This window comes from Dyella ginsengisoli, assembly GCF_044904665.1.
GTDB lineage: Bacteria > Pseudomonadota > Gammaproteobacteria > Xanthomonadales > Rhodanobacteraceae > Dyella_A > Dyella_A ginsengisoli.
This window is the reverse complement of sequence record NZ_JADIKM010000003.1, coordinates 483111-505868: the sequence shown is the minus strand read 5'-3', so window position 1 is coordinate 505868 and position 22758 is coordinate 483111. Positions and strand designations below refer to the sequence as shown.

23 protein-coding genes are annotated in these 22758 nt (G+C 69.9%); 13 read left to right on the top strand and 10 right to left on the bottom strand.

The window, feature by feature from the left end:
- Positions 1-165 precede the first annotated feature (165 nt).
- The gene (locus ISP17_RS12605; RefSeq protein WP_404633639.1) at positions 166-639 is read left to right on the top strand and encodes a VOC family protein; all 474 of its coding nucleotides are present in this window, start codon (positions 166-168) and stop codon (positions 637-639) included.
- 81 nt (positions 640-720) lie between these two features.
- Positions 721-2160: a lipase family protein gene (locus ISP17_RS12600; RefSeq protein WP_404633637.1), complete on the top strand. Its 1440-nt coding sequence runs from the start codon at positions 721-723 to the stop codon at positions 2158-2160.
- A 6-nt stretch (positions 2161-2166) separates the two neighbouring features.
- Here ISP17_RS12600 and ISP17_RS12595 read toward each other — a convergent pair whose 3' ends face one another.
- Positions 2167-2760, bottom strand: a complete 594-nt coding sequence (locus ISP17_RS12595; RefSeq protein ID WP_404633635.1) for a BLUF domain-containing protein — start codon at positions 2758-2760, stop codon at positions 2167-2169.
- 55 nt (positions 2761-2815) lie between these two features.
- The gene (locus ISP17_RS12590; protein ID WP_404633633.1) at positions 2816-3289 is read right to left on the bottom strand and encodes a YehS family protein; all 474 of its coding nucleotides are present in this window, start codon (positions 3287-3289) and stop codon (positions 2816-2818) included.
- A 120-nt stretch (positions 3290-3409) separates the two neighbouring features.
- Between ISP17_RS12590 and ISP17_RS12585 the strand changes: the two genes are divergently transcribed.
- The 7 genes from ISP17_RS12585 (at position 3410) to ISP17_RS12555 (ending at position 10414) form a co-directional block, all read left to right on the top strand.
- Positions 3410-5215 carry a vWA domain-containing protein gene (locus ISP17_RS12585; RefSeq protein ID WP_404633631.1) on the top strand — a complete coding sequence of 602 codons (1806 nt, stop codon included), beginning with the start codon at positions 3410-3412 and terminating at the stop codon, positions 5213-5215.
- Positions 5216-5369: 154 nt separating this feature from the next.
- Positions 5370-5924 carry an RNA polymerase sigma factor gene (locus ISP17_RS12580; RefSeq protein ID WP_404633629.1) on the top strand — a complete coding sequence of 185 codons (555 nt, stop codon included), beginning with the start codon at positions 5370-5372 and terminating at the stop codon, positions 5922-5924.
- Positions 5921-6961, top strand: a complete 1041-nt coding sequence (locus ISP17_RS12575) for a hypothetical protein (protein WP_404633627.1) — start codon at positions 5921-5923, stop codon at positions 6959-6961. The genes ISP17_RS12580 and ISP17_RS12575 overlap by 4 nt, the downstream gene beginning before the upstream one ends.
- Positions 6958-7554 (top strand): IMPACT family protein, encoded by a 597-nt coding sequence (locus ISP17_RS12570; RefSeq protein WP_404633625.1) that lies wholly within the window; start codon positions 6958-6960, stop codon positions 7552-7554. Before ISP17_RS12575 ends, ISP17_RS12570 begins: the two co-directional genes overlap by 4 nt.
- A gap of 35 nt (positions 7555-7589) precedes the next feature.
- Positions 7590-7943 (top strand): ribonuclease E inhibitor RraB, encoded by a 354-nt coding sequence (locus tag ISP17_RS12565; protein ID WP_404633623.1) that lies wholly within the window; start codon positions 7590-7592, stop codon positions 7941-7943.
- A 130-nt stretch (positions 7944-8073) separates the two neighbouring features.
- A complete protein-coding gene (locus tag ISP17_RS12560) occupies positions 8074-9846 on the top strand; it encodes an ABC transporter transmembrane domain-containing protein (RefSeq protein ID WP_404633621.1) in 1773 nt (590 codons plus the stop codon).
- A gap of 10 nt (positions 9847-9856) precedes the next feature.
- Positions 9857-10414 (top strand): DUF3228 family protein, encoded by a 558-nt coding sequence (locus tag ISP17_RS12555; protein WP_404633619.1) that lies wholly within the window; start codon positions 9857-9859, stop codon positions 10412-10414.
- 24 nt (positions 10415-10438) lie between these two features.
- On the opposite strand, the gene ISP17_RS12550 is transcribed toward ISP17_RS12555, so the two are convergent.
- Positions 10439-11296, bottom strand: a complete 858-nt coding sequence (locus ISP17_RS12550; protein ID WP_404633617.1) for a hypothetical protein — start codon at positions 11294-11296, stop codon at positions 10439-10441.
- A 227-nt stretch (positions 11297-11523) separates the two neighbouring features.
- Here ISP17_RS12550 and ISP17_RS12545 point away from each other — a divergent pair, with 227 nt between their 5' ends.
- From ISP17_RS12545 to pdeM, 4 genes are read left to right on the top strand one after another with little or no spacing between them, the layout of a single operon-like run.
- Positions 11524-12531, top strand: coding sequence for a ligase-associated DNA damage response exonuclease (locus ISP17_RS12545; protein ID WP_404633615.1), 1008 nt, complete (start codon positions 11524-11526; stop codon positions 12529-12531).
- Complete coding sequence (locus ISP17_RS12540) at positions 12531-14126, top strand: ATP-dependent DNA ligase (protein ID WP_404633613.1); 1596 nt, start codon at positions 12531-12533, stop codon at positions 14124-14126. The genes ISP17_RS12545 and ISP17_RS12540 overlap by 1 nt, the downstream gene beginning before the upstream one ends.
- Entirely contained in the window at positions 14083-16530 is a 2448-nt protein-coding gene (locus ISP17_RS12535) for a ligase-associated DNA damage response DEXH box helicase (RefSeq protein WP_404633611.1), read from the top strand. The genes ISP17_RS12540 and ISP17_RS12535 overlap by 44 nt, the downstream gene beginning before the upstream one ends.
- Positions 16527-17180: a ligase-associated DNA damage response endonuclease PdeM gene (gene pdeM, locus ISP17_RS12530; protein WP_404633609.1), complete on the top strand. Its 654-nt coding sequence runs from the start codon at positions 16527-16529 to the stop codon at positions 17178-17180. Before ISP17_RS12535 ends, pdeM begins: the two co-directional genes overlap by 4 nt.
- A 355-nt stretch (positions 17181-17535) precedes the next feature.
- Here pdeM and ISP17_RS12525 read toward each other — a convergent pair whose 3' ends face one another.
- The 7 genes from ISP17_RS12525 to rlmD all read right to left on the bottom strand — a co-directional run bounded on the left by ISP17_RS12525 (position 17536) and on the right by rlmD (position 22726).
- Complete coding sequence (locus ISP17_RS12525) at positions 17536-17742, bottom strand: cold-shock protein (RefSeq protein ID WP_072320702.1); 207 nt, start codon at positions 17740-17742, stop codon at positions 17536-17538.
- Between the two features lie 159 nt (positions 17743-17901).
- Positions 17902-18645 (bottom strand): S-methyl-5'-thioinosine phosphorylase, encoded by a 744-nt coding sequence (locus ISP17_RS12520; protein WP_404633607.1) that lies wholly within the window; start codon positions 18643-18645, stop codon positions 17902-17904.
- A gap of 25 nt (positions 18646-18670) precedes the next feature.
- A complete protein-coding gene (locus ISP17_RS12515; RefSeq protein ID WP_404633605.1) occupies positions 18671-19222 on the bottom strand; it encodes an NADPH-dependent FMN reductase in 552 nt (183 codons plus the stop codon).
- 28 nt (positions 19223-19250) lie between these two features.
- Complete coding sequence (locus ISP17_RS12510; RefSeq protein WP_404633603.1) at positions 19251-19808, bottom strand: hypoxanthine-guanine phosphoribosyltransferase; 558 nt, start codon at positions 19806-19808, stop codon at positions 19251-19253.
- Entirely contained in the window at positions 19805-20821 is a 1017-nt protein-coding gene (gene nagZ / locus ISP17_RS12505; RefSeq protein ID WP_404633601.1) for a beta-N-acetylhexosaminidase, read from the bottom strand. Before nagZ ends, ISP17_RS12510 begins: the two co-directional genes overlap by 4 nt.
- A complete protein-coding gene (locus tag ISP17_RS12500) occupies positions 20815-21345 on the bottom strand; it encodes a CYTH domain-containing protein (RefSeq protein ID WP_404633599.1) in 531 nt (176 codons plus the stop codon). The genes nagZ and ISP17_RS12500 overlap by 7 nt, the downstream gene beginning before the upstream one ends.
- A 70-nt stretch (positions 21346-21415) precedes the next feature.
- Positions 21416-22726: a 23S rRNA (uracil(1939)-C(5))-methyltransferase RlmD gene (gene rlmD, locus ISP17_RS12495; protein ID WP_404633597.1), complete on the bottom strand. Its 1311-nt coding sequence runs from the start codon at positions 22724-22726 to the stop codon at positions 21416-21418.
- Positions 22727-22758 lie beyond the last annotated feature (32 nt).

Genomic DNA, 22758 nt, shown 5'->3' with positions numbered 1-22758 from the left:
AAGCCTAGGTGGGCGGGCGATTGAAGCCAAGGCATGACGGCGGGTCTGGCTGCCGCTCGCTCCGCCAGCGTTCTCTGAAGGAAACGCAGCGGCCACCGAATCGCCTCTGGAAACGGCGCCGGTGATGACCAACTAACGGGCATCGCTGATGAAAGGTGGTGTGTCGTGACCCAACGCGGACTGGTCGGACTGGGACTGTGGCTGGCGCTGCTGGTCATCGGCACGCCGACCGCCGCCTTCGCGCAGGACGGCGGCGGCGATTACGCACGCGTCACCGCTCCCGACGTCGCACTGGCCTCCGGTTTTCTCACCCAGGTCATGGGCTGCGACCCGCTGGACGTTTCCAGCCAGCGCGCGCTGCTTGAGTGCAGCCAGGGCACCGTGGTGGAGGTGGTGCAAGGCGGTGCTCCCGTCCCCGGCGCCCCGGCGCTGCGCCTGCAGATCGAGAACGCCGATGCCGCGCTGGGCTGGCTGCAGCGTCGCCACGTGCCGGTGATCGGCGACCATGCCGCCGGCACCGCTGGCGTCGATGGCCTGGTGCGCATCGACGTGCAGACGCCGTGGGGCCAGACGCTGGAGCTGGTCGGCCACGGCCCCGCTCCGTCCACCACCGCGGATGCGCGCCTCGCCGCCGAGTAGCCAGCGGCTGCGTCACGCGCCCGCCAACCGGGCGGCGTACCATCGGTCCGGCACCGCACGTGCAGGACATGGAGCCGCCCGATGAGCACCCTGGTCTTCGTCCACGGCTGGAGCGTCACCAGCACCGCCGCCTACGGCCAGATGCCGCAACGCCTGCAGCAGCAGGCCGCGGTGCAGGGACTGCCGCTGACCCTGCGCGACCTCTGGCTCGGCGAATACGTGAGCTTCGACGACGCGGTGACCATGGACGACCTGGTCCGCGCCTTCGACCACGCCCTGCGCGACCTGCACCTGCTGGAACCGAGCTTCGCCTGCATCACCCACTCCACCGGCGGGCCGGTGGTGCGCGAGTGGTTGCGCGCCCAGCGCGACAAACCCGGCCGCTACAGCACGATCCGACTCACCCACTTGGTGATGCTGGCACCAGCCAACTTCGGCTCCGCGTTGGCGCAACTGGGCAAGGGCGTGATCGGACGGCTGAAGGCGTGGTTCAACGGCGTGGAGCCGGGCCAGCGCATCCTCGACTGGCTGGAGCTGGGCAGCGCCGCCTCGCTGTCGCTCAATCTCGACCGCATCCACGGCGCCGATCCAGTGGCCACCGGCCAGTTTCCGTTCGTGCTGATCGGCGACCGCCCCGACCGCTCGCTCTACGACCATCTCAACAGCTACACCGGCGAGGACGGCTCCGACGGCGTGGTGCGCCTGGCCGCCGCCAACCTCAACGCGCAGCACGCGGTACTGAGCACCCAGGCCACCACGGGCAACGCGATCGACGCGCTCTCGCTGTACCTCACCCGCGGCCCACGCTGCGCCTTCAAGCTGATCGCCGGCGCGGCGCATTCCGGCACGTCGCAGGGCATCTTGGCCAGCGCGCAGCCCGCCACCATCGAGGCGATCCTGCGCTGCCTCGGCGTACGCAGTGCCGGCGACTATGCGCAGCTGTGCGATGCCTTCGACCGCGAGAACGCCGCGCGCGATGCCGACAAGGTGGAGCTCGAACCGGCCGGCCCGTTCGCGCCGCGCGTGCATATCCACGATCCGCGCAGCCTGCTGATCGTGCGCTTGACCGACGAAGCCGGCGAGCCGCTCACCGATGCCGGCCTGCTGCTGACCGCCGGGACGCCCGCAAGCGCCGACCTGCTGCCCGCCGGCTTCCTGATCGACCGGCAGGCCAACTCGCACCAGCGCACCAGCGTGTCGCTGTTCCTCAACTACAGCCTGCTGGCCGGCGACGCCCGCGTGGCCGATCCGCGCAACGTGCGCAAGACGCTGCGTCCCGCCGTGCAGCCGCATCGCCCCTACGGCGCCCGCGTGCAGCCAGCGGATCTGACCGGACTGGTGCACCACGCACTGGCCACCAGCGCCGCCGCCGACGACCTGTTCACCGCCATCGGCCCGCACCAGACCACCGTGCTCGACGTGGTGCTGCCGCGCAAAGTGCACGAAGGCGTGTTCCGCCTCACGCAGAACCTGCTGCCGGAGGATTTCCGCCATCCGGTGCCCGGCAACGTGATCGGCTGAGGCGACTCAGCGCAGCAGGAATGCCGCGACCGCCACGGCGGCGATCGCCAGCGCGACCCAGACCAGGCGCGTGCCGAGGCTGCGTCGCGATGCGGCAGGCTGCACGGCGGGCACCGGCTTGCCGGGGCGCGCGCCGACGGCGGCCGGCGGCATCGGGTTGAGGCCGTCGCCCTCGCTGCGGTGGTGCAGCAAGGTCACCATGGCGTCGAGCAACGCGTTGTCGAAGCTGTAGGGATCGAAGCGATCCTTGCCGTGCAGCGCCAGCAGCGTCTGCACGTCGGTGGCGGCGGGCACGTACTTCATCGACCAGCCGGCGAACGAGGTATTGCCGATGAACTGGCGACGCAGCACGGTGAGGTCGCGGTGGCGCGGATCCTTCATCAGCTGCTCGTAGAGCTTGTCGATCTCGCCCTGCGGACCCTCCAGGCACTGGAAGAAACAACCGTCGCCGTAATACAGCGCGCCCACCAGGCCGCGGCGCGGATTGTTGCGCCGCGACTGCATCAGGATGCGCGCCACCTCCGGCTCCACGCCGCCACCGTTGTCGGTCGGCTGGAACGTGGCACGGCTGGCGTAGACCAGTTGCTGGATGTCGGACATGGATGGTGCACCTTCAGTGGACGCGGGATCTTCGCACAGCGTCCGCCGCGCGGGCTCAGCCTGCGCCACGCAGTCGCAGGGTCAGGCCCTTGAGAAAATTGCGCAGCAGCTGGTCGCCGCACTCGCGATAGTTCTTGTGCTCCGGCTGGCGAAACAGCGCACTCAGCTCCGGCTTGGACACCGGCAGCCCGGCAGCGGCGAAGATCTCGTGCATGTCCACGTCCTTCAGCTCGAACGCCACGCGCAGCTTCTTCAGCACGATGTTGTTGGTGATGCGCTTTTCCGGCGGGCGCGGCGGACGGCTCTCGTCGCGGCCGCGGCGGAAGATCACCAGCCCGTCGAGGAAGCGCGCCAGCATGGTGTTGCTGCAGGTCTGGTAGCCCGGATCGTCCTCGCGCAACAGCATCGCCTGCACGTCTTCCTTTACCAGCAGGTAGGCCGGGTCGGCCAGCTTGACGATCTCCACCACCTTGGCATCGCCGAGGTCGAGCATGTAGCGGATGGCGCGGAGAGTGTCGTTGTGGAGCATGGCGGGCGTCGATGCGTGTAAGGAAACGCCCATGCTACCGCGCCGCCTCCGGCGCGTCCGTAACCCCGTTTCCCGATCGGCCCCGTTTCAACCTCCACACCCACTCGAGGAGGCCGCCCGATGTCCGCGAAAACGATGCTGCTGCGCACCCTGCCCGTTGCCCTGCCCGTTGCCCTGGCCGTCGCGCTGGTCGGCTGCGGCCTGTCCCGCCCGGCCAGCGATGAATCCGCCGCAACGCCAACGTCGGCGCCGCCGAAGATGGAGACCAACGCGCGCGACGATGCCGCGCGCCGCGTCACCACCGTATCCCCGCCGGTCGCCAGGTCGCTGTCGCCCGCACCTCCCACGGCGATCCTCGCCGAGGCCAGACTCGCCGGCGCGATGAAGGCCTCCCGCAACGCGGCACCCATGCCGATGCTCGCCGCGCCCATGGCCCAGCCATGGCCCGGCGCCGTGAACACCGAGCACTACACCCACCGCGACAGCAACCCGGTGCAACTGGCCAGCGAGCAACCCGTCTCGACCTTCGGACTGGACGTGGACACCGGCTCCTACACCAACGTGCGGCGCATGCTCGAAGCCGGCCAGCTCCCGCCGGCCGACGCGGTGCGCGCGGAGGAGTTCATCAACTACTTCGACTACGGTTACGCGCCGCCGGTCGATCGCACACAGCCGTTCAGCGTCACCACCGAGCTGGCGCCCGCACCATGGAATCCGCAGCGCGAGCTGCTGCTGGTGGGTGTGCAGGGCTATCGCGTGCCGGCCAGTGAGATACCCGCGGCCAACCTGGTGTTTCTCGTCGACACCTCCGGCTCGATGGACGAGCCGGACAAGCTGCCGCTGCTCAAGGCCTCGCTGAAGCAACTGGTAACCAGGCTGCGCAGGCAGGATCGCGTGGCCATCGTCACCTACGCCGGCAGCGCCGGCGTGGCGCTGCCCTCCACCGCTGGCGACCAGCACGCCACCCTCGACGCGGCGATCGATAGCCTTGGCGCCGGCGGCTCCACCAACGGCGACGCCGGCATCGATCTGGCCTACGCGCAGGCCGAGCAGGGTTTCATCAAGGGTGGCGTGAACCGGGTGATCCTCGCCACCGACGGCGACTTCAACGTGGGCACGGTCAGCGAAGAGGCGCTGAAGACGAAGATCGAGGATCACCGCAAGAGCGGCGTGGCGCTGACCACGCTGGGCTTCGGCGAGGGCAACTACAACGACGCCATGGCGGTGATGCTGGCCGACGCCGGCAACGGCAGCCACCACTACATCGACTCGCTGCAGGAAGGGCGGCGCGTGCTGGTGGACGAGCTGTCCGCCACGCTGCTCACCATCGCCCAGGACGTGAAGGTGCAGGTGGAGTTCAATCCGGCACAGGTGAAGGAATACCGCCTGATCGGCTACGAGAAGCGCCAGCTCAGGCGCGAGGATTTCAACAACGACGCCGTGGATGCTGGCGACATCGGCGCAGGCGCCAACGTCACGGCGATCTACGAGATCACGCCGGCCGGTTCGAACGCCACGCGCGTCGATCCGCTGCGCTACGGCAAGCGCGACGAACGCGCCGATCGCGGCGGCGAGCTGGCCTTCCTGCGCCTGCGCTACAAGCTGCCCGGCCGCGATGCCAGCACGCTGATCGAACAGCCGATCGCGGCAACGCCGGCACGAGAGCCCAGCGCGCGGCTGCGCTTCGCCGCGTCGGTCGCCGCGTTTGCCGACGCTCTGCGCGGCGGGCGCTACCTCGACGGCTACGACTACGCGCGAATCGCCGCGCTGGCGCGCGACGCCCGTGGCGATGACCCGGACGGCTACCGCGCCGGCTTCGTGCAGCTGGTGAACCTGGCCGACGGCCTGAGCACGCACACGGCCAGCGCGGACAAGCCCCTCGACGTCGATCCGGCCCAGCTTCATCCCGGCATCGGCCTGCGCTGAGCGCGGCGCGATGCCTGACGTGTCTCCGGCCGGCGCGGGCGCGGCGATGACGGATGTCCCCGCATCCTTCCCCCATCGCTGCGCCCCGGCCGGAACCAACACTGCACGCGAGGTGCCTTATCCGCCCTGGGGAAATCGCGTACCCTCGCCGCCCATGGATGTGGCGGTCGATCCCGATGCGCAGCTGATGCTGGCCTATGCCCGCGGCGACCTCGCCGCGTTCGAGGCGCTGTACGCAAAGCATCGCGGCACGCTGTACCGGTTCGTACTGCGGAGCCTGCGCGACCGCTCGCTGGCCGACGAAGTGTTCCAGGACACCTGGAGCCGCGTCATCGCCGCGCGCACGCGTTACCAGCCGCAGGCGAAGTTCAGCACCTGGCTGCTGCAGATCGCCCATCACCTGATCATCGACGGCCACCGCCGCAAGCGGCCGCTGGCCGATGGCGACGAGGCCGAGATGGCGCTGGCCGCCCACGCCGCGCCCGAGCACGAACAACCCGAGCACGCGCTGTCCGACTTCGAGCGCCGCCGCGGCCTGCAGCGTGCCATCGAGCAACTGCCCGACGACCAGCGCACCGCCGTGCTGCTGCGGCTGGAGCACGAGCTGAGCCTGGAGGAGATCGCCGAGATCACCGGCGCCGGCCGCGAGACGGTGAAATCCCGCCTGCGCTACGCCATGAGCAAACTGCGCGACGTACTGACCCCATGACCACACCGCTGCTACCCCAGCCGCCGCAAGACGACGACCTGCCCGGCGAAGCCGAGCTGAAGGCGCTGTACGGCCGCCTGCCGAAGCACGAGCCCGGCCCCGCGCTGGACGCGGCCGTATTGCGCGCAGCTACCCACGCGGTGGAGCGCCGCGCGCCGCGACGCCACGCGCGCTGGCCCGTCGCGCTCGGCACCGCCGCCACGCTCGTGCTCGCCGCGGGACTGGTATGGCAGATGCGCAAACTGCCGGCCGAGGCGCCAGTGACTTCGTCGGCGCCTGCATCCACCGCGTCTGCGGACGCCAGGGCCGGTGTGGATCGGGAAGCCGCGGAGAACGCCGATGCCGCCGTGCAGACGGCTCGACGCGCCGCCGCGCAAACCATGCGGGCGGAGTCGGCGCGCCAGTCCGCGCCCGCCGCGAAGGCGATGGGCACCCGGCCCGTCATCGCGCCACCCGCCGCAGCTGGCTACGTCGCGCCAACGGCGACCTCGGCCCCGGGGATCGAGCCGCCGAAACTCACCGCGTCGCGCGTCCGCACGAGCAACGTCCCCGCGGCGAAAAACGTCGACCTCGCGCCGGCGCCAATGATCGACGAAGCCACGGCCCAGCCCGCCCCTCCCAAGGCGCCGCCGCCCGTTCTCGACCAGGCGGCAACCGGCGAACGAGCAGATTCGGTGCCGTCCGAAGCGGCACCTCCCGCGCCGCTTGCACCGCCTCCCGCACCAATGATCCAAGCCGCACCGATGCCCGAAAGTGCTCCCGTGCCGGGCGTCGCGCCGGTCGCTGCGCCGCCCGACGCCGCGGCACTGATGGCGACTCCGCTGGCCGAGTCCTCATCGACCGCGCCACGCCCCAACGCCGTCGAACCCACCACGCAGGCCACGCCTGCGATGACCGCCGAGCTGCAGGCGATCCGCGCGCTCTACGATCAGGGCCGCGGCGCCGCCGCACGCGCGCGGCTGGAAGCGTTCCATCGCCAGCACCCGCATGTCGTCCTGCCGGACGACCTGCGCCAGCAGCTGGATGGCAAGCCGTGAGCGATCCGCTGCTGGCACTCGCCGGCCGCTGCCGCCACGAGCAGGACATCAAGAAGAGCCGTTTCCTCGCGCAGGGCGCGCCGGTGGACACGCCCGAACAGGCGCTGGCCTTCGTGCAGGAAGTCAGCGACCCAGCGGCCACGCACAACTGCTGGGCGTATCGCATCGGCCAGGCCTATCGTTTCAACGATGACGGCGAACCCGGCGGCACCGCGGGCCGACCGATCCTGCAGGCGATCGAAGGCCAGGGCATCGACCACGCCGTGGTGGTGGTCACGCGCTGGTACGGCGGCATCAAGCTCGGCGCGGGTGGACTGGCACGCGCCTACGGCGGCACCGCCGCCGAATGCCTGCGGCTGGCCGAGCGTGTGCCGATCGTGCCGATGGCCACGCTGGCGCTGTCGTGTGACTTTGCCGACCTCGCCTTGCTCAAGGCGCGACTGCACGAGCTGGATGTCATCATCGAGAACGAAACCTTCAGCGCCGAGGGTGCCGACCTGCTGCTGCGCCTGCCCGAAACCCGGGTGGACGAGGCGCAGACGCGCATCACCGACATCACCCGCGGTCGCAGCGTCGCCCGACGCATCGACTGACCGCCCCCCATTCCACCACTGACGGAACCACGCCCATGACCCGCGATCCCGCCGCTTTTCCCGACGACCACAACGGCGACGCCCTCTGGACCATGGTCGGCCAGGGCGACGACCTGTCGATCGCACGCGAGGTCGATTTCGCCGTGCTGTTCCCATCCGAGGACAACGCGCTGAAGTTTGCAGTGCACCTGCTGCGCAACGACCAGAAAGTCTCGTTCTCGGCCTATGAGGAAAGCGACGAGATGCCGTGGCAGGTGCTGGTGCATCCCTTCATGGAGCTCACCTACGCCAACGTCGACGGTTTCGAGAAGCTGCTGGCCGAAGCAGCCGAAGCCTTTGACGGCGTCAACGACGGCTGGGGCTGCGAGTCGTACGCCGCCGGGGAATGACGCACCATCTTGCGGGCACGCTCCGGCGGGCACGCGCGTCGCCGGGACATTGAATCGCTGCGCAACCGCCCCACCTCCTCCCGGTGGTGCAACGTACGCGCCACGCCCCCATTGCCGTCAGCGAGACCCCATGAGCGACGCCACCGCCGAGACGCCCCGCCCTGCCCGTCGCATCGGCGCCCTGCGCCAGCTCTGGCCGTTCCTCAAGCCGCACAAGGCGCTGGCGCTCGGCTGGCTGCTGTTCCTGGCGATGTCCTCCGGCGCCTCGCTGGTGCTGCCGATGGCGTTCCGCCACATCATCGACCAGGGCTTCGGCCACTCCAGCCTGGCAGTGATCAACGAGACGTTCCTGGCGCTGTTCGGCGTGGCGCTGGTGCTCGCCTTCGCCACGGCGGCGCGCTACTTCTGCATCACCCTGCTCAGCGAACGTGCACTCGCCTCGCTCCGCGATGCGCTGTACGCGCACGTGATCCGGCTCGATGTCGGCTTCTTCGAAAAGAGCCGCGTCGGTGAGCTCACCTCGCGCCTCAGCGCCGACACCGAAGTGGTGCAGGCGCTGGTCGGCTCGGGCGTCTCGGTGGCGCTGCGCAGCGCGGTGATGCTGGTGGGTGCGGCGGTGGCGATGGTGTGGACGGCGCCGTCGCTGGCCGGGCTTACCGCGCTGGTGATTCCGGCGGTGATGCTGCCCATCCTCGTGTTCGGCCGGCGCGTGCAGAAGCTCTCGCGCGCCAGCCAGGACCGCCTGGCCGACGCCGCCGCGATCGCCAACGAAACCCTCAACGCCTCCACCGCGGTGAAGGCCTATGCCCGCGAGAGCATCGAGAGCGAGCGCTACGCCAGCGCCATCTATCGCGCGCTGGCCACCGCGCGTCGACGCATCGGCATGCGCTCGATGCTCACCATGGCGGTGATCGTGCTGGTGTTCGGTGCCATCACGCTGGTGCTGTGGGCCGGTGCACGCCACGTGCTGACCGGTACGCTGGATGCCGGCATCCTCGGCCAGTTCGTGCTGTACGCGGTGTTCGCCGCCGGCTCGGTGGCGGGCTTGTCCGAAGTGTGGGGCGACGTGCTGCGCGCGGCCGGCGCCATGGAACGCATCGGCGAGCTGCTGGCCGAACAACCGGAGATCGCGGCACCCGCCCAGCCGCTGGCGCTGCCCAAGCCCACCCGCGGCGCGCTGCAGTTCGATCACGTCACCTTCCACTACCCCACGCGCCCCAACGCCGCGGCGCTGGAAGACTTCTCGCTGACCGTGCAGCCGGGCGAGACGGTGGCGCTGGTCGGCCCGTCCGGCGCGGGCAAGAGCACCGTGTTCTCGCTGCTGCTGCGCTTCTACGATCCGCAGTCCGGCAGCGTCACGTTCGATGGAATCGACCTGCGCGCGCTCACCCTGCCCGACCTGCGCGGCGCCATCGCGCTGGTGCCGCAGGAGACGATCATCTTCAGCGGCACCGCGGCGGACAACATCCGCTTCGGCCGCCAGGACGCCAGCGAAGCGGAAGTGATCGAAGCGGCCAGGGCCGCCGAGGCACACGAGTTCATCGGCGCGCTGGACGACGGCTACCAGGCCGAAATGGGCGAGCGCGGCGTGCGCCTCTCCGGCGGCCAGCGCCAGCGCGTGGCGATCGCCCGCGCGATCCTGCGCGACGCGCCGCTGCTGCTGCTCGACGAGGCCACCTCGGCGCTCGACGCCCAATCCGAAGCAGCCATCCAGCAGGCGCTGGAGCGGCTGGAAAAAGGCCGTACCACGCTGGTCATCGCGCACCGCCTGGCCACTGTGCAGCGCGCCGACCGCATCGTGGTGATGGACGGCGGCCGCATCGTGGCCCAGGGCACGCACGAGAGCCTGCTGGCCGAGGGCGGCCTGTACGCGGAGCTGGCGCGGTTGCAGTTCGTCGCCTGAGGCCTGCGGCATGTCTATCATCCTCACGCCATTCGCGCGCGCCCGTCTGTTTCCTCGCGAATCCCGCCGCAACACCATCCAGGACTGCAGCGCCGAGGCCTTCGAGCAGCGCCTCAACGACGAGCCGCCGCTGAAGGTGCTGGAAGGCTACGCGCCGTTCTGCCGCCTGCACGTGCACCGCAACTGGACGAGCACGCGCTGCATGGCCGTGCCGATCACCGACGCCAACCGCCACCTGCTGCGCTCGGCCTACGAGGCGCGCACCAAGCAGGAATTGCCGGTGCTGGTGCGCTGGTTCGAGGGCGTGCACCCGCCGGTGGCGAACTACCTGCTGCCCATCCTCTACAGCCGCGAGCAACTGGCGAAGGAAGGCGAGCCGATCGACGCCGACTGGGGCGTGGTCGGCTGCCTCTACACGATGGAGCCGGAAGAAATCCCGATGGTGCCAATCACCATGCTGCGCAATGCGCTCGGCGTGGAAGAAGGCGGCTCCGGCGTGCCGCTGGATCGCGAGGCGTATCGGCGTGCGGCGACGTTCTGGGACGTGCACGCGAACTGGCGGGGGTAGCCAGCGCGTTCTGCCTGTCGAAGATCATGGATGGGGCGAGGCAGTGAAAGCAGGCAAGGTGATCTGTTCCACCTCGACTCCGGCCGGCGCATCGGGCACGGCTCTCACAACCACGTAGCCCTTCGGTAGGGGCGGCTCGCCGCCTTGGATGGTCTGCACCGCAGCGTGCCCTTCACCACCGAGGATCGCCCAGAACGTGCCGTGCCCGGATTGCGGCAGCACCACCAGCGGGTGATCGGCAGCCAGCCGATAGGTCACCGACGATTCGCGATCCGGCATCTGTGCGCCGACACGCGAGTGATAGTTGCCCATGAGCGCTGCCACCAGTGCACCGGGCGGCGCGTGCTTCAACTGCTCCCGAATGGCCCTAGCCATACCCGCCTCTTTCACCCGCGCAGGACCTCCACCGGCTGCCACGTCGGCCGGCGTGCCGTAGACGGGCTCCATGGTGAAGACCTGCACGTCCCTTCCCTGACGATGCAGATCGCGCAGCGCGTCTATCAGGGCCAGCCATGCCCGGCTCATGCGGCCATCGTAGTAGGTCCAGTCGCGTCCGGCGGCGAAGGCCGCTCGATCCGCCGCGGTGCCCTGCGAACGAAAATAGGCGTCGACCTTGGACTGCAGCTCAACCGGCCATTCAAACCCCAGGCGGATGGGTCGCTTGGGCGGCTGATCGCGCAGCAGGTCGGCCAGCAGACCTGGAGACTCGACGGTGCCGTGCAACTCGCCCAAAAGCAGCAGTCGATGCGACTGGAGCTGACAGGCAACCGCCTGCAACGCGACGGTTCGAGGCTGCTCGCCGTCATGGATGGAGGTATCGCACGTCGGAGTGGCCGCGCGCACCAGACCAGGAAATAGCATCAACGCCATGAGCATGTACAAGACAGGTTTCCGTGTCATGCATCGACCTCCGCGCAGGTGTGGTTTCGGCCACTATACGGGCCTCGATAGGCTTCCCACTGGCGGTCGCAGGCGATCGTGACGCTCCGGCGCCACGCCGTCGCAGAAGGAACACGCCACCGATGCGGCGCTTTGCCACAAACCTCCAGCGCGCCGCGCGCCCTCCCCAGACTTCCCCTGCACGCATCGCTCGTTACCCTTGTCGGGTGATGTCCGATCCCCTGCTCCAACCCCGTCCGGAAGGCCTTTATGTGCCGGCCGGCGACTTCTTCATCGACCCGATGCTGCCGGCGGCGCGGGCGGTGGTGACGCATGCGCATGGCGATCACGCGCGTTCGGGCAGCGGGCATTACGACGTGGCGGCGGCGGGGCTGGGGCTGATGCAGGAGCGGCTGGGCGCGGGGTCGACCATCGACGCGCATGCCTATGGCGAGACGTTCCGCATGGGGCCGGTGACGGTGTCGCTGCACTCGGCCGGCCACGTACTCGGCTCGGCGCAGGTGCGGATGGAATACGAGGGGCGCGTGGTGGTTGTGTCGGGCGACTACAAGCGCGACCCGGACCCGACCTGCATGCCGTTCGAGCCGGTGCCGTGCGATGTGTTTGTCACCGAGTCCACGTTTGGATTGCCGGTGTACCGCTGGCCGCCGATGGATGCGGTGATTGGCGAGTTGCTCGCCTGGTGGGACGACTGCGCGCGCCGCGGCGTGCCGGCCGTGCTGTTCTGCTACGCGCTGGGCAAGGCGCAGCGCATTCTGGCCGAGCTGGCCGCGCGCACCGACCGCACCGTGCACCTGCACGGCGCGATGCTGCGACTGGTGGAGCAGTACCGCGAGGCCGGCGTGCGCATGGTGCCGACCGAGCCGGTGAGCGAGTCGGCGCGCGGGCGCGACTTTGCCGGCGAGCTGATCATGGCGCCGCCCTCGGCCGCCGGGTCACCGTGGATGAAGCGCTTCGGCAAGGCATCCACCGGCTTTGCCTCGGGCTGGATGCAGATTCGCGGCAGTCGGCGTCGACGCGGCTACGACCGCGGTTTTGTGGTATCCGATCACGCCGACTGGCCGGGGCTGCTGCAGAGCGTGGAACAGAGTGGCGCACAGCGCATCTACGTCACCCACGGCGACGGCGAAACCTTGATCCGCCACCTGCGCGACCTGGGCCACGACGCCCAGCCGCTGCGCTTGCTGCGCGAACGCGACAGCGAGAGTGGGGGCTGATGCGGCGCTTTGCCGAACTCTATGCGGAGCTGGATCGCACCGCCTCCACGCTGGCCAAGCGCGACGCGATCGCCAGCTACCTGCGCGACACACCGCCGGCCGACGCTGCGTGGGCGGTACACGTGCTGGGCGGCGCCAAGCTGCGCCGGCTGGCCACCTCCACCGAGTTGCGCCAGGCGCTGGCCGCGGCCACCGGCTATGCCGACTGGCTGATCGACGAGAGCTACCAGCACGTCGGCGACCTGGCCGAAACCATCGCCCTGATGCTGCCGCCCGGCGACGGCACGCTGGGCGAGGTGCCGCTGCAAGTGTGGCTGGAACAGCGCCTGCCCGCGCTGGCAAAGATGGACAGCGCCGGGCGCATCACCACGCTGCAGGCGTGGTGGCGCGCGCTGAAGCCCGAGCAGGTGTTCCTGCTCAACAAGCTGATCACCGGCGCGCTGCGCGTGGGTGTGTCGCAGCGGCTGGTGGTGCAGGCGCTGGCGGCGTGGTCGGGCCAGCCGACCGACCTCATCGCGCACCGCCTGAGCGGCGCCTGGAAACCCACCGCTGCGGCGCTGGCTGCGCTGGCCGCCCCCGCGGGGGCAGACGAGCACCTGGCCGATCGCCCCTACCCGTTCTTCCTCGCCTCACCGCTGGAGGGAGAGGTCGCCGCGCTGGGCGACCCGCGCGACTGGCTGGCCGAATGGAAGTGGGACGGCATCCGCGCCCAGCTGATGTGGCGCGACGGCCGCGCCGGGCTGTGGTCGCGCGGCGAGGAGCGGCTGGACGGGCGCTTTCCCGAGATCGAACAGGCCGCCGCCTCGCTTCCGGTGGATGGCGTGCTCGACGGCGAGCTGCTGGCCTGGGACGTCCAGACGGCCAAACCGCTGCCGTTCACCGCGCTGCAGAAGCGCATCGGCAAGCTCAAGCCCGGCGCCAGGTTGCTGGCCGGCACGCCGGTGCGCTTCATGGCCTACGACCTGGTGGAGCGCGCCGGCGACGACCTGCGCGAGCGCCCGCTGCACGAACGCCGCACGCTGCTGGCCGAGCTGCTGGCACCCACCGACGACGCGCTGATGCTCTCGCCCGCGCTGGTCGCCGAGCAGTGGGAAGCACTCAGCGCCGAGCGCAGGCAGTCGCGCGAACGGCAGACCGAAGGCCTGATGCTCAAGCGGCTGGACTCGCCCTACCGCGTGGGCCGCAAGCGCGGCGACTGGTGGAAGTGGAAGGTGGACCCGCACACCATCGACGCCGTGCTGCTGTATGCCCAGCCCGGCCACGGCCGCCGCTCCGGCCTGTTCACCGACTACAGCTTCGGCGTCTGGCACGAGGGCGAGCTGGTGACCGTCGCCAAGGCCTATTCCGGCCTGGACGACGCCGAAATCACCCGCCTCGATCGCTGGATCCGCGCGCACACCACCGAACGCTTCGGACCGGTGCGCGCGGTGGAACCGGTGCACGTGTTCGAGCTGGCGTTCGAGGCCGTGCAACTGTCCGGCCGCCACAAATCCGGCGTGGCCGTGCGCTTTCCGCGCATCGCCCGCTGGCGCACCGACAAGCAACCCGCCGATGCCGACCACCTCGACGACCTCCGCCGCCTGGCGACGGGCTGAGGCCCGTTTGCGCGACTGGTTCGCCGCGCTGGGCCGCAAGCCCGCGCCGTTCCAGCGCGCCGCGTGGAAGGCCTGGGGCGACGGCCGCAACGGGCTGATCCATGCGCCTACCGGCACCGGCAAGACGCTGGCCGCGGTGGGCGGACCGCTGATCGACGGCTTGCTGCACCCGGCCAAAGGTCTGCAGCTGCTGTGGATCAGCCCACTGCGCTCGCTGGCCACCGACACCACCGGTCATCTCACCGCGGCGGTGGAAGCGATGGAACTGCCATGGCGCGTGCTGCGCCGTACCGGCGACAGCTCCAGCGCCGAACGCGCGCGCCTGCGCCGCGGCGACTGCGAGCTGCTGGTGACCACGCCGGAAAGCCTCGCCCTGCTGCTCAGCTATCCCGATGCAGCCGCCCGCTTCGCGAACCTGCGCGGCGTGGTGGTGGACGAGTGGCACGAGCTGATCGCCAGCAAGCGCGGCACGCTGCTGCAGCTGGGGCTGGCGCGGCTGCGTGCGCTGCGCCCGGAGCTGCGCGTGTGGGGCCTGTCGGCCACGCTGGGCAACCTGGACCAAGCGCTGCACACGCTGGTGGGCGACGACGGCCTGCTGATCGGCAGCGCGGCGCGCAAACGCACCCGCATCGACACCGCCCTGCCCGGCCCCGGCGAGCGCTTTCCGTGGGCCGGGCATCTGGGCCTGAAACAGCTGGGCCGCGTGGTGCAGGCGGTGCTGGAGGTACGCACGGCACTGGTGTTCGCCAACACGCGCGCGCAGGCCGAGCTGTGGCACGAGGCGCTGGCCGCGGTGTGGCCGGAAGCGCCCGAGACGCTGGCGGTGCATCACGGCTCGATCGATCCCAAGCTGCGACTGGCCACCGAGGAAGGCCTGCGCACCGGCGCGCTGCGCTGCGTGGTCGCTACCTCCAGCCTGGATCTGGGCGTGGATTTTTCCACCGTCGACCGGGTGATCCAGATCGGCAGCCCCAAGGGCGTGGCGCGCCTGCTGCAGCGGGCCGGGCGCAGCGGGCATGCGCCGGGGGTGCCGTCGCGCATCCTGTGCGTGCCCACGCATCTGCTGGAGCTGGCCGAGATCGCGGCGGCCCGACGCGCGCTGGCGGCGCATCACCTGGAACCGCGCCATCCCCTGCGTGGCTGCCTCGACGTGCTGGCACAGCACCTGCTCACCCGCGCGCTGGGCGGCGGCTTCCAGGCCGACCAGGCCTATGCGGAGGTCGGCACCACGCGCGCCTACGCGCAGCTGCCGCGCGCCCAGTTCGACGCGGTGCTCGATTACCTCGAACACGGCGGCACCGCGCTGGCCGGCTACCCCGAGTACCACAAGCTGGTGCGCGACGCGGACGGCGTGTGCCGGGTGGAGAGCAAGCGCGTGGCGCGGCTGCACCGGCTGTCCATCGGCACCATCACCTCCGACGGCAGCGTGCAGGTGCGCTACCTCAAGGGCGCGCGGCTGGGTGCGGTGGAGGAAAGCTTCATCGCGCGTCTGCGCCCGGGTGACCGGTTCCTGTTTGCCGGCCGCCACCTGGCGCTGGTGCGCGTGCGCGACATGACCGCCTACGTGCGCCAGGCCAGCAACCGCCAGGGCGGCGTGCCGCGCTGGATGGGCGGGCGGCTGCCGCTGTCGGGCGAACTCTCCGCCGAGCTGCGTCGGGTGCTGGGCGACGGCGACGCCACCGAGGCGGAGATGAAGGCGCTGCGGCCGCTGCTGGCGATCCAGCGCAAGCAGTCGCACCTGCCGCAGGCGGACGAACTGCTGGTGGAGCGCACGCACACCCGCGAGGGCGACTACCTGTTCGTCTACCCGTTCGCCGGCCGGCTCGCGCACGAAGGGCTGGCCGCCGTGCTCGCCTACCGCCTCGCGCAGCGCGCCAAGGCGGACTACGGCTACGCGGTGAACGACTACGGCCTGGCCATCGCCGCGCGCAAGCTGCCGCCGCTCGACTCGCAGGCCATGCGCGAACTGCTGCATCCGTGGGGGCTGCGCCGCGACATCCGCGCCAGCATCAACCTGGCCGAACTGGCCAAGCGGCAGTTTCGCGAGGTGGCGCGCGTGGCCGGGCTGGTGTTCAACGGCTACCCCGGCCAGGACAAGACGCTGCGCCAGTTGCAGGTGTCCAGCGGCCTGCTGTTCGACGTGCTGCGCCAGCACGATCCCGAGCATCCGCTGCTGTGGCAGGCCGAGCGCGAGGTGCTGGACCAGCAGCTCGATTACCCGCGGCTGCGCGATGCCATGCTGCAGGCGGCGCGCGGCAAGCTGCTCTACGTCGTACCGCCGCGGCTCACGCCGCTGGCGTTTCCGCTTTGGGTGGAACGCCTGCGCGGCGGCGTGCATGCGGACGACTGGAAAAGCCGGGTGGAGCGCATGCTGGCGCAACTGGAAAAGGCCGCCGACCGATGACGATGGAGCATGCGATCGAGGTGGCCGGCGAGACGCTTCAGCTGCACGCCGAGCGCGCGCTGTATTGGCCGCGCGTGCGCTGGCTGCTGCTGGCGGATGTGCATTTCGGCAAAGGCGCCGTGCTGCGCCGCGCCGGCGTCGCCCTGCCCACTGGCCAGACGCAAGCGGACCTGGCGCGCATCGACGCGCTGATCGCGCATTACCGCCCCGAGCGGCTGGTGGTGCTGGGCGATCTGGTGCACGGCAAGGCGCTGGCGGACACCCCGTGGGTGGACGACGTGCGGCGCTGGCGCGAGTTCCACGGTGCACTTCAGATGGTGCTGGTGGCGGGCAATCACGATCGCCATTTCGACGCCGCCGCACTGGGCTTCGAGCGCGTGGGCGAGTGGCTGCGCGAAGCACCGTTCGCGCTGGCCCATGAGCCGCAGACGCTGCCGGGGCATTACGTGCTGGCCGGCCACGTGCATCCGGGCATCCGCGTGCAGGACGGCTGGCGCAGTCATCGCCTGCCGGCGTTCCGCTTCGGTGCCGACGGCGGTGTGCTGCCGGCGTTCGGGGCGCTGACCGGGCTGTACGAGACGCCGGCCGGTCGCGGCGAACGCATTGTCGCGGTGACGCCAGCCGGGATGCTGCCGCTGGGCATTCTGTGAATGCCCGATACCAGTACGTCTTTGAATTTCCCGATGAGCGTCGAGGTTCCAGCCGCGTAGAGCCTCTCCCCCTCCGGGAGAGGGGTTGGGGCGAGGGTTCGGGCGAAGCGGCAACCAACACATCGGCAAGCAGCGCAGCAACAGCTGCAGAAAGCTGCGACGCCGAACCCTCATCCGTCGCTGCGCGCCACCTTCTCCCGACGGGAGAAGGTGGCGTCCGCTGAACTTTCGACGTTGATCAGGACGATCCTGGGGTAACCCAATTTCAGTGCAATACGGGACCGGATACCCACAAAAAAAACCCCGCGCAGTGCGCGGGGCTTTTCATTGCAGAGACAGCTGGTAGACCGAACGATCAGGCCGCGATTTCGACGCCCGAGGCCTGGGCACCCTTCGGCCCCTGGGTCACTTCGAACTTCACGCGCTGACCTTCCTGCAGGCTGCGAAAGCCCTTGGAGTTGATCGCAGAAAAGTGGACGAAAACGTCCTCCCCACCGTCCTCGGGCGCGATGAAACCAAAGCCCTTGGCGTCGTTGAACCACTTGACCGTACCGAAACGCATTGCGGCAACCTCTGAAGCTTAAGGATGGATGCACCAAGGTTTCGCGTTGAACCCCTATCCCCTTGGTCCGCCGCCCCTGGCACCCTCGAAGTATCAGCATGTTTGTGGGTCAAGCGCAATATCCTGAACGGAGCGAAAGCCCGTCCTCCGACGAAGGTCTCAGGCCTCCAGCATCGCCGCCAGCAGGCGCGGCACTTCGGCGGTGGCCGCTGCCAGGTGGGCGAAGATTTCCTCGATGCTGATCTCGGCCTCGTCGCCGCAGCCGGCGGCGAAATTGGCCACGAGCGCCAGGCAGGCGTAATCCAGTTCCAGCTCGCGGGCCAATGCCGCCTCGGGCATGCCGGTCATGCCGACCAGGTCGCAGCCGTCGCGCTTCATGCGGGCGATCTCGGCGCGGGTTTCCAGTCGCGGCCCCTGGGTGGCGCCGTAGCAACCGCCGTCGATCACCGCGATGCCGGCCTTGCCGGCAGCCACCAGCAGCTCGCGGCGCAGCGACTCGGTATACGGCTCGCTGAAATCGATGTGCCTGACCTCGGCGCCGTCCACGTCGCAGAAACTGGTGTAGCGGCCGTGGGTGTAGTCGATGACCTGGTCGGGCACCACGATCACCCGCGGCCCCATGTCGTGGCGAATGCCGCCCACCGCGTTGACGCCGATCACGCGGCGCGCACCCAGGTGATGCAGCGCCCACAGGTTGGCGCGGTAGTTGACCCGGTGCGGCGGCAGGCTGTGGCTCTCGCCGTGACGGGCGAGAAACGCCAGCCGCTTGCCGGCGAAATCGCCGCTGACGACGTCGCCCGAGGCCGGGCCGAACGGCGTATCCACCGATTGTCGCTGGGCGTTCTCCAGGCCGGGGAAGTTGTACAGGCCACTGCCGCCGATGACGGCCAGATCGATGCTCACGATGTCGTTTCCAAGGCTTGGGTGATCAGGAAGCGCGCATGACCTGCGCGACGAAGTTCTGCAGATGGCGCGCCAGTGCCTCGCGGGTGCGCTCGTCCACCAGCTTGCCCTCGGCGATCTTGGTGTGCGCTTGGAACACCAGCACCTCGCCCTGCGGCTCCACGATGGCGCCGGCCCGACGCAGCACCAGCCGCAGCGCGTCCTGCGCGCGCACCGTGCCGGTGATGCCGGGGCTGGCGCCGATGATGCACACGCGCTTGCCGGCCAATGGTGCGGCCTCGCGCGCGGTGCCCTTGCGCGAGGCCCAGTCGATCGCGTTCTTCAGCACGCCGGTGATGCCGCCGTTGTATTCGGGCGACGCCAGCAGCAGCGCATCGGCGGCGGCGATGGCCTCCTTCAACGCCACGACTGCGGCCGGATCGCCCTGCTCTTCCACGTCCTGGTCGAATAGCGGCAGGCCGTGCAGACCGTGGATCGCGAATTCGGTGCCGTTGGGCGCCAGCTCGGCCGCGGCATGCAGCAGTGCGGTGTTGTACGAGGCCCGGCGCAGGCTGCCGGAAATGCCGAGGAGCTTCATGGGTGTTCCTCCCGTGCGGCGTAACGAATCAGGATTCGCGCAGGGCGTAGATACCCGGCAGGTTGCGGCCTTGTTCGTGATAGTCCATGCCGTAGCCGAACACGTAGCGATCCGGCAGTTCGATGCCGTTGAAGTCGGAGGCGATGCCCTCGACCAGGCGATCGTGCCGCTTGGTGCACAGGCTGGCGATCAGCACGCGGCGCGCGCCGCGGCGCAGGCAGTCGTCGCGCACGGCTTTCAGCGTGTGGCCTTCGTCGAGGATGTCGTCGACCAGCAGCACGGTGCGGCCGCTCATCGGCACGATCGGCTCGCGCAGCCAGTGCAGGTCGTGGCCCGTCGTGGCGCCGCGGTAGCGGGTGGCGTGCACGTAGTCGAATTCCAGGTCGGTGCGGATCGCCAGCGCGAGCTGGCCGGCGAACATCAGCGCACCGTTCATCACGGTGAGGAACAGCGCGCGCTCGCCGCCCAGCGCGGCATCAATCTCGCCGCCCATGCGGGTGATCATCGCGTCGATCGAGGGGCGATCGAACAGCAGGTCGGCGTTGGCCAGCGCGTCGGTCAGCGAGGGCGTGGTGCTGTCGGTCATGCGGTAGTTCCTTCGGCATCCAGTGCCGTGATGCGCGCGACGAAGCGGTCGCGCTGCGGGTTGTCGGTGAGGGAATCCCAGCTGGCGCCCAGCGCGCCACGCAGGGATTCCAGGCGCCGGGGCGCGACCGGGTTGCGGTCGGCGATGGCGGCGATGGCTTCGTCCACTACGTCGGGGAAACAAGCCAGCACCAGGTCGCAGCCGGCGTCGAGATGGGCCCGCACGCGCTGCGCCACGCCGCCAGCCGAGCCGGCCGCCGCCATGGAAATGTCGTCGCTGATGACGGCGCCGTCGAAGCCGAGCCGGCCGCGCAGCACGTCGCCGATCCACACCCTGGAGAAGCCGGCCGGCAGCGCGTCCACTTCGGGGTAGATCACGTGGGCCATCATCACCGCCTCCACCCGCGCCTCGATGCACTGCGCGAACGGCAGCAGGTCGACGCGCTCGATCTCGGCCAGCGGGCGCGGGTCGATCGCCTGCGCCTTGTGCGTATCGGCCGCCACCGAACCGTGGCCAGGGAAATGCTTGATGACGGCCGCCATGCCCGCCAGGTGCATGCCGCGCACATAGGCCTGGCCCAGCTCGCCGGCCACCGCCGGATCGGCATGGAACGCGCGCAGGCCGATCGCCGCGTTGCCGCGGGCCAGGTCCACCACCGGCGCAAAGCTGAAATCCACACCCGTCGCGCGCAGTTCGCTGGCCATCACCCAAGCATGCTCTTCGGCCAGGCGCACGGCGTCAGTCGGATCGCGGTCGTATACCGCGCCCACCTTCGCCAGCGCCGGCAGGCGGGTGAAGCCGTCGCGGAAGCGCTGCACCGGGCCGCCTTCCTGGTCCACCGCGATCAGCATGTCCTCGCCGCCGACCTCGCGGATCGATTCCACCAGCGCGGCGAGCTGCTCGCGCGAGGCGAAGTTGCGCGCAAACAGCAGCACGCCGGACACGCCGGGCGCGACCAGCCAGTCGCGCTCACGCGGCTCGAGTGCGAGGCCGGCCAGACCGATCATCAGCATGCGGACGTTGCTCCATCGATGGCATCGCGCTCGTCGCGCGTCCAGTGCGCGTAAGGGTACGCAATCAGGTTGACGTTGTAGTAGCGCGGCAGCGCGCTGACCTCGGCGCCCAGCCAGTCCGGCCGCGGGAACGGCGCGTCGACCGCGGGCAGCTCCACCTCGGCCACGATCAGCCCCGCGTTATCGCCCTCGAACTCGTCGATCTCGAACAGCGTGCCGTCGACGGTGACATAGTGGCGCTGCTTGGCCAGCACGCCGTCGCACAGCGTCGCGAGCATCGCCTCGGCATCGGCCACGGGCACGGCGTACTCGAACTCGGCCCGCTCGATGCCCAGCCGCGCCGCCTTGATGTTGAGCCAGGCGCGTTCGCCGGCCACGCGGGCGCGCACCGAGGCCTTGGCGGTACCGTCGCGCAGCGCCTGCGCGCTCACCAGGTAGCCCTGCGCCATGCGCTCAGTACGCTCGATCTGCGCGCGCCAAGCGTCGGTGCGCAGCAGGAATTTCCTCTCGATCTCAATGGGCATGGCTTTTCATGAAGAGTGCGGCCACGGATGGCCGCTTCTTGATCCTCGCGTTCATGGATGAACGCACCGGTTACTTCTCGAACAGCGCGATGGATTCGACGTGGGAGGTGTGCGGAAACATGTCCATCACGCCTGCCGATGTCAGCCGGAACCCGTGCTGGTTGACCAGGATGCCGGCATCGCGCGCCAGCGAGGCGGGATGGCAGGAAACGTAGACGATCCGCTTCGTCGCCTTGTGCGGCAGGTACTCCAGCACCTTGTCGGCACCGGCGCGCGGCGGGTCGAGCAGCAGCTTGTCCCATGGCTGGCGCGCCCAGTCGGTGCCGCGCTGGTCCTCGAACAGGTTGGCCACGTGGAAGCGCGCGTTGGCCAGGCCGTTGCGCGCAGCATTCTCGCCGGCGCGTTCAACCAGGCCATGCTCGCCTTCCACGCCGACCACTTCGGCGACGCGCCGGGCGATCGGCAGGGTGAAGTTGCCCAGGCCGCAGAACAGGTCGAGCACGCGGTCGGTCGGTTGCGGATCGAGCAGCTCGAGAGCGCGCGCCATCATCTTCGCGTTCATGCCGGCGTTGACCTGCACGAAATCGAGCGGGCGGAATTCCAGCTCCACGTCCGGCACGCCCTCGCCCGCCGCGATGCGGAACGCCAGATGCGACTGCTCCGGCCACAGCAGATGCACGCTGCTCACGCCGCCGGGCTGCAGGTAGATGGCGAAACCGTGCTGCTGGCCGAACGCCACCAACGTGGCGGTATCGCGCTCGCTCAGCGGCTGCATGTGGCGAAACACCAGCGCGATGCCCTCGTCGCCGCCGGCAAATTCCACCTGCGGGATGTCGCGCGCGGCGGCGAGGCCGCTGATCATCTCGGCCAGCAGGCCGACCTTCGGACCCAGCGACGGGTGCAGGACCTCGCAATGGGTGATCTCCGCCACGAAGCGCGGGTTTGCTTCCTGACGGAAACCCACCAGCACGCGCTCCTTCTTCGGTACGTGGCGCACCGACAGGCGGCCCTTGCGGCGGTAGCCCCACGGCGCGTCGGTGAGCGGTTCCAGCCAGTGCTGCGGCGACACCTTGCCGATGCGGGCGAAGTTGTCCGCCAGCACGCGCTGCTTGGCGTGGATCTGCGCGGCGGCGTCCATGTGCTGCAGCGAGCAGCCGCCGCATTCGCCGAAGTGGCGGCAGCGCGGCGTGACCCGATGCGGCGACGGCACGATCACTTCCACCACCTCGGCCTCGTCGAAGTGGCGGTGGCGCTTGCGGATGCGCAGGCGTACCTGCTCGTCGACCAGTGCGCCGCTGACGAACACGGTCTTGCCGTCGATGCGGGCGACGCCGCGGCCGTCGTGGCTGAGGTCGGTGATGGTGGCTTGGAGTTCTTGCATGGCGCTCAAAAACAAGGCGCCCGGGTCGAGGG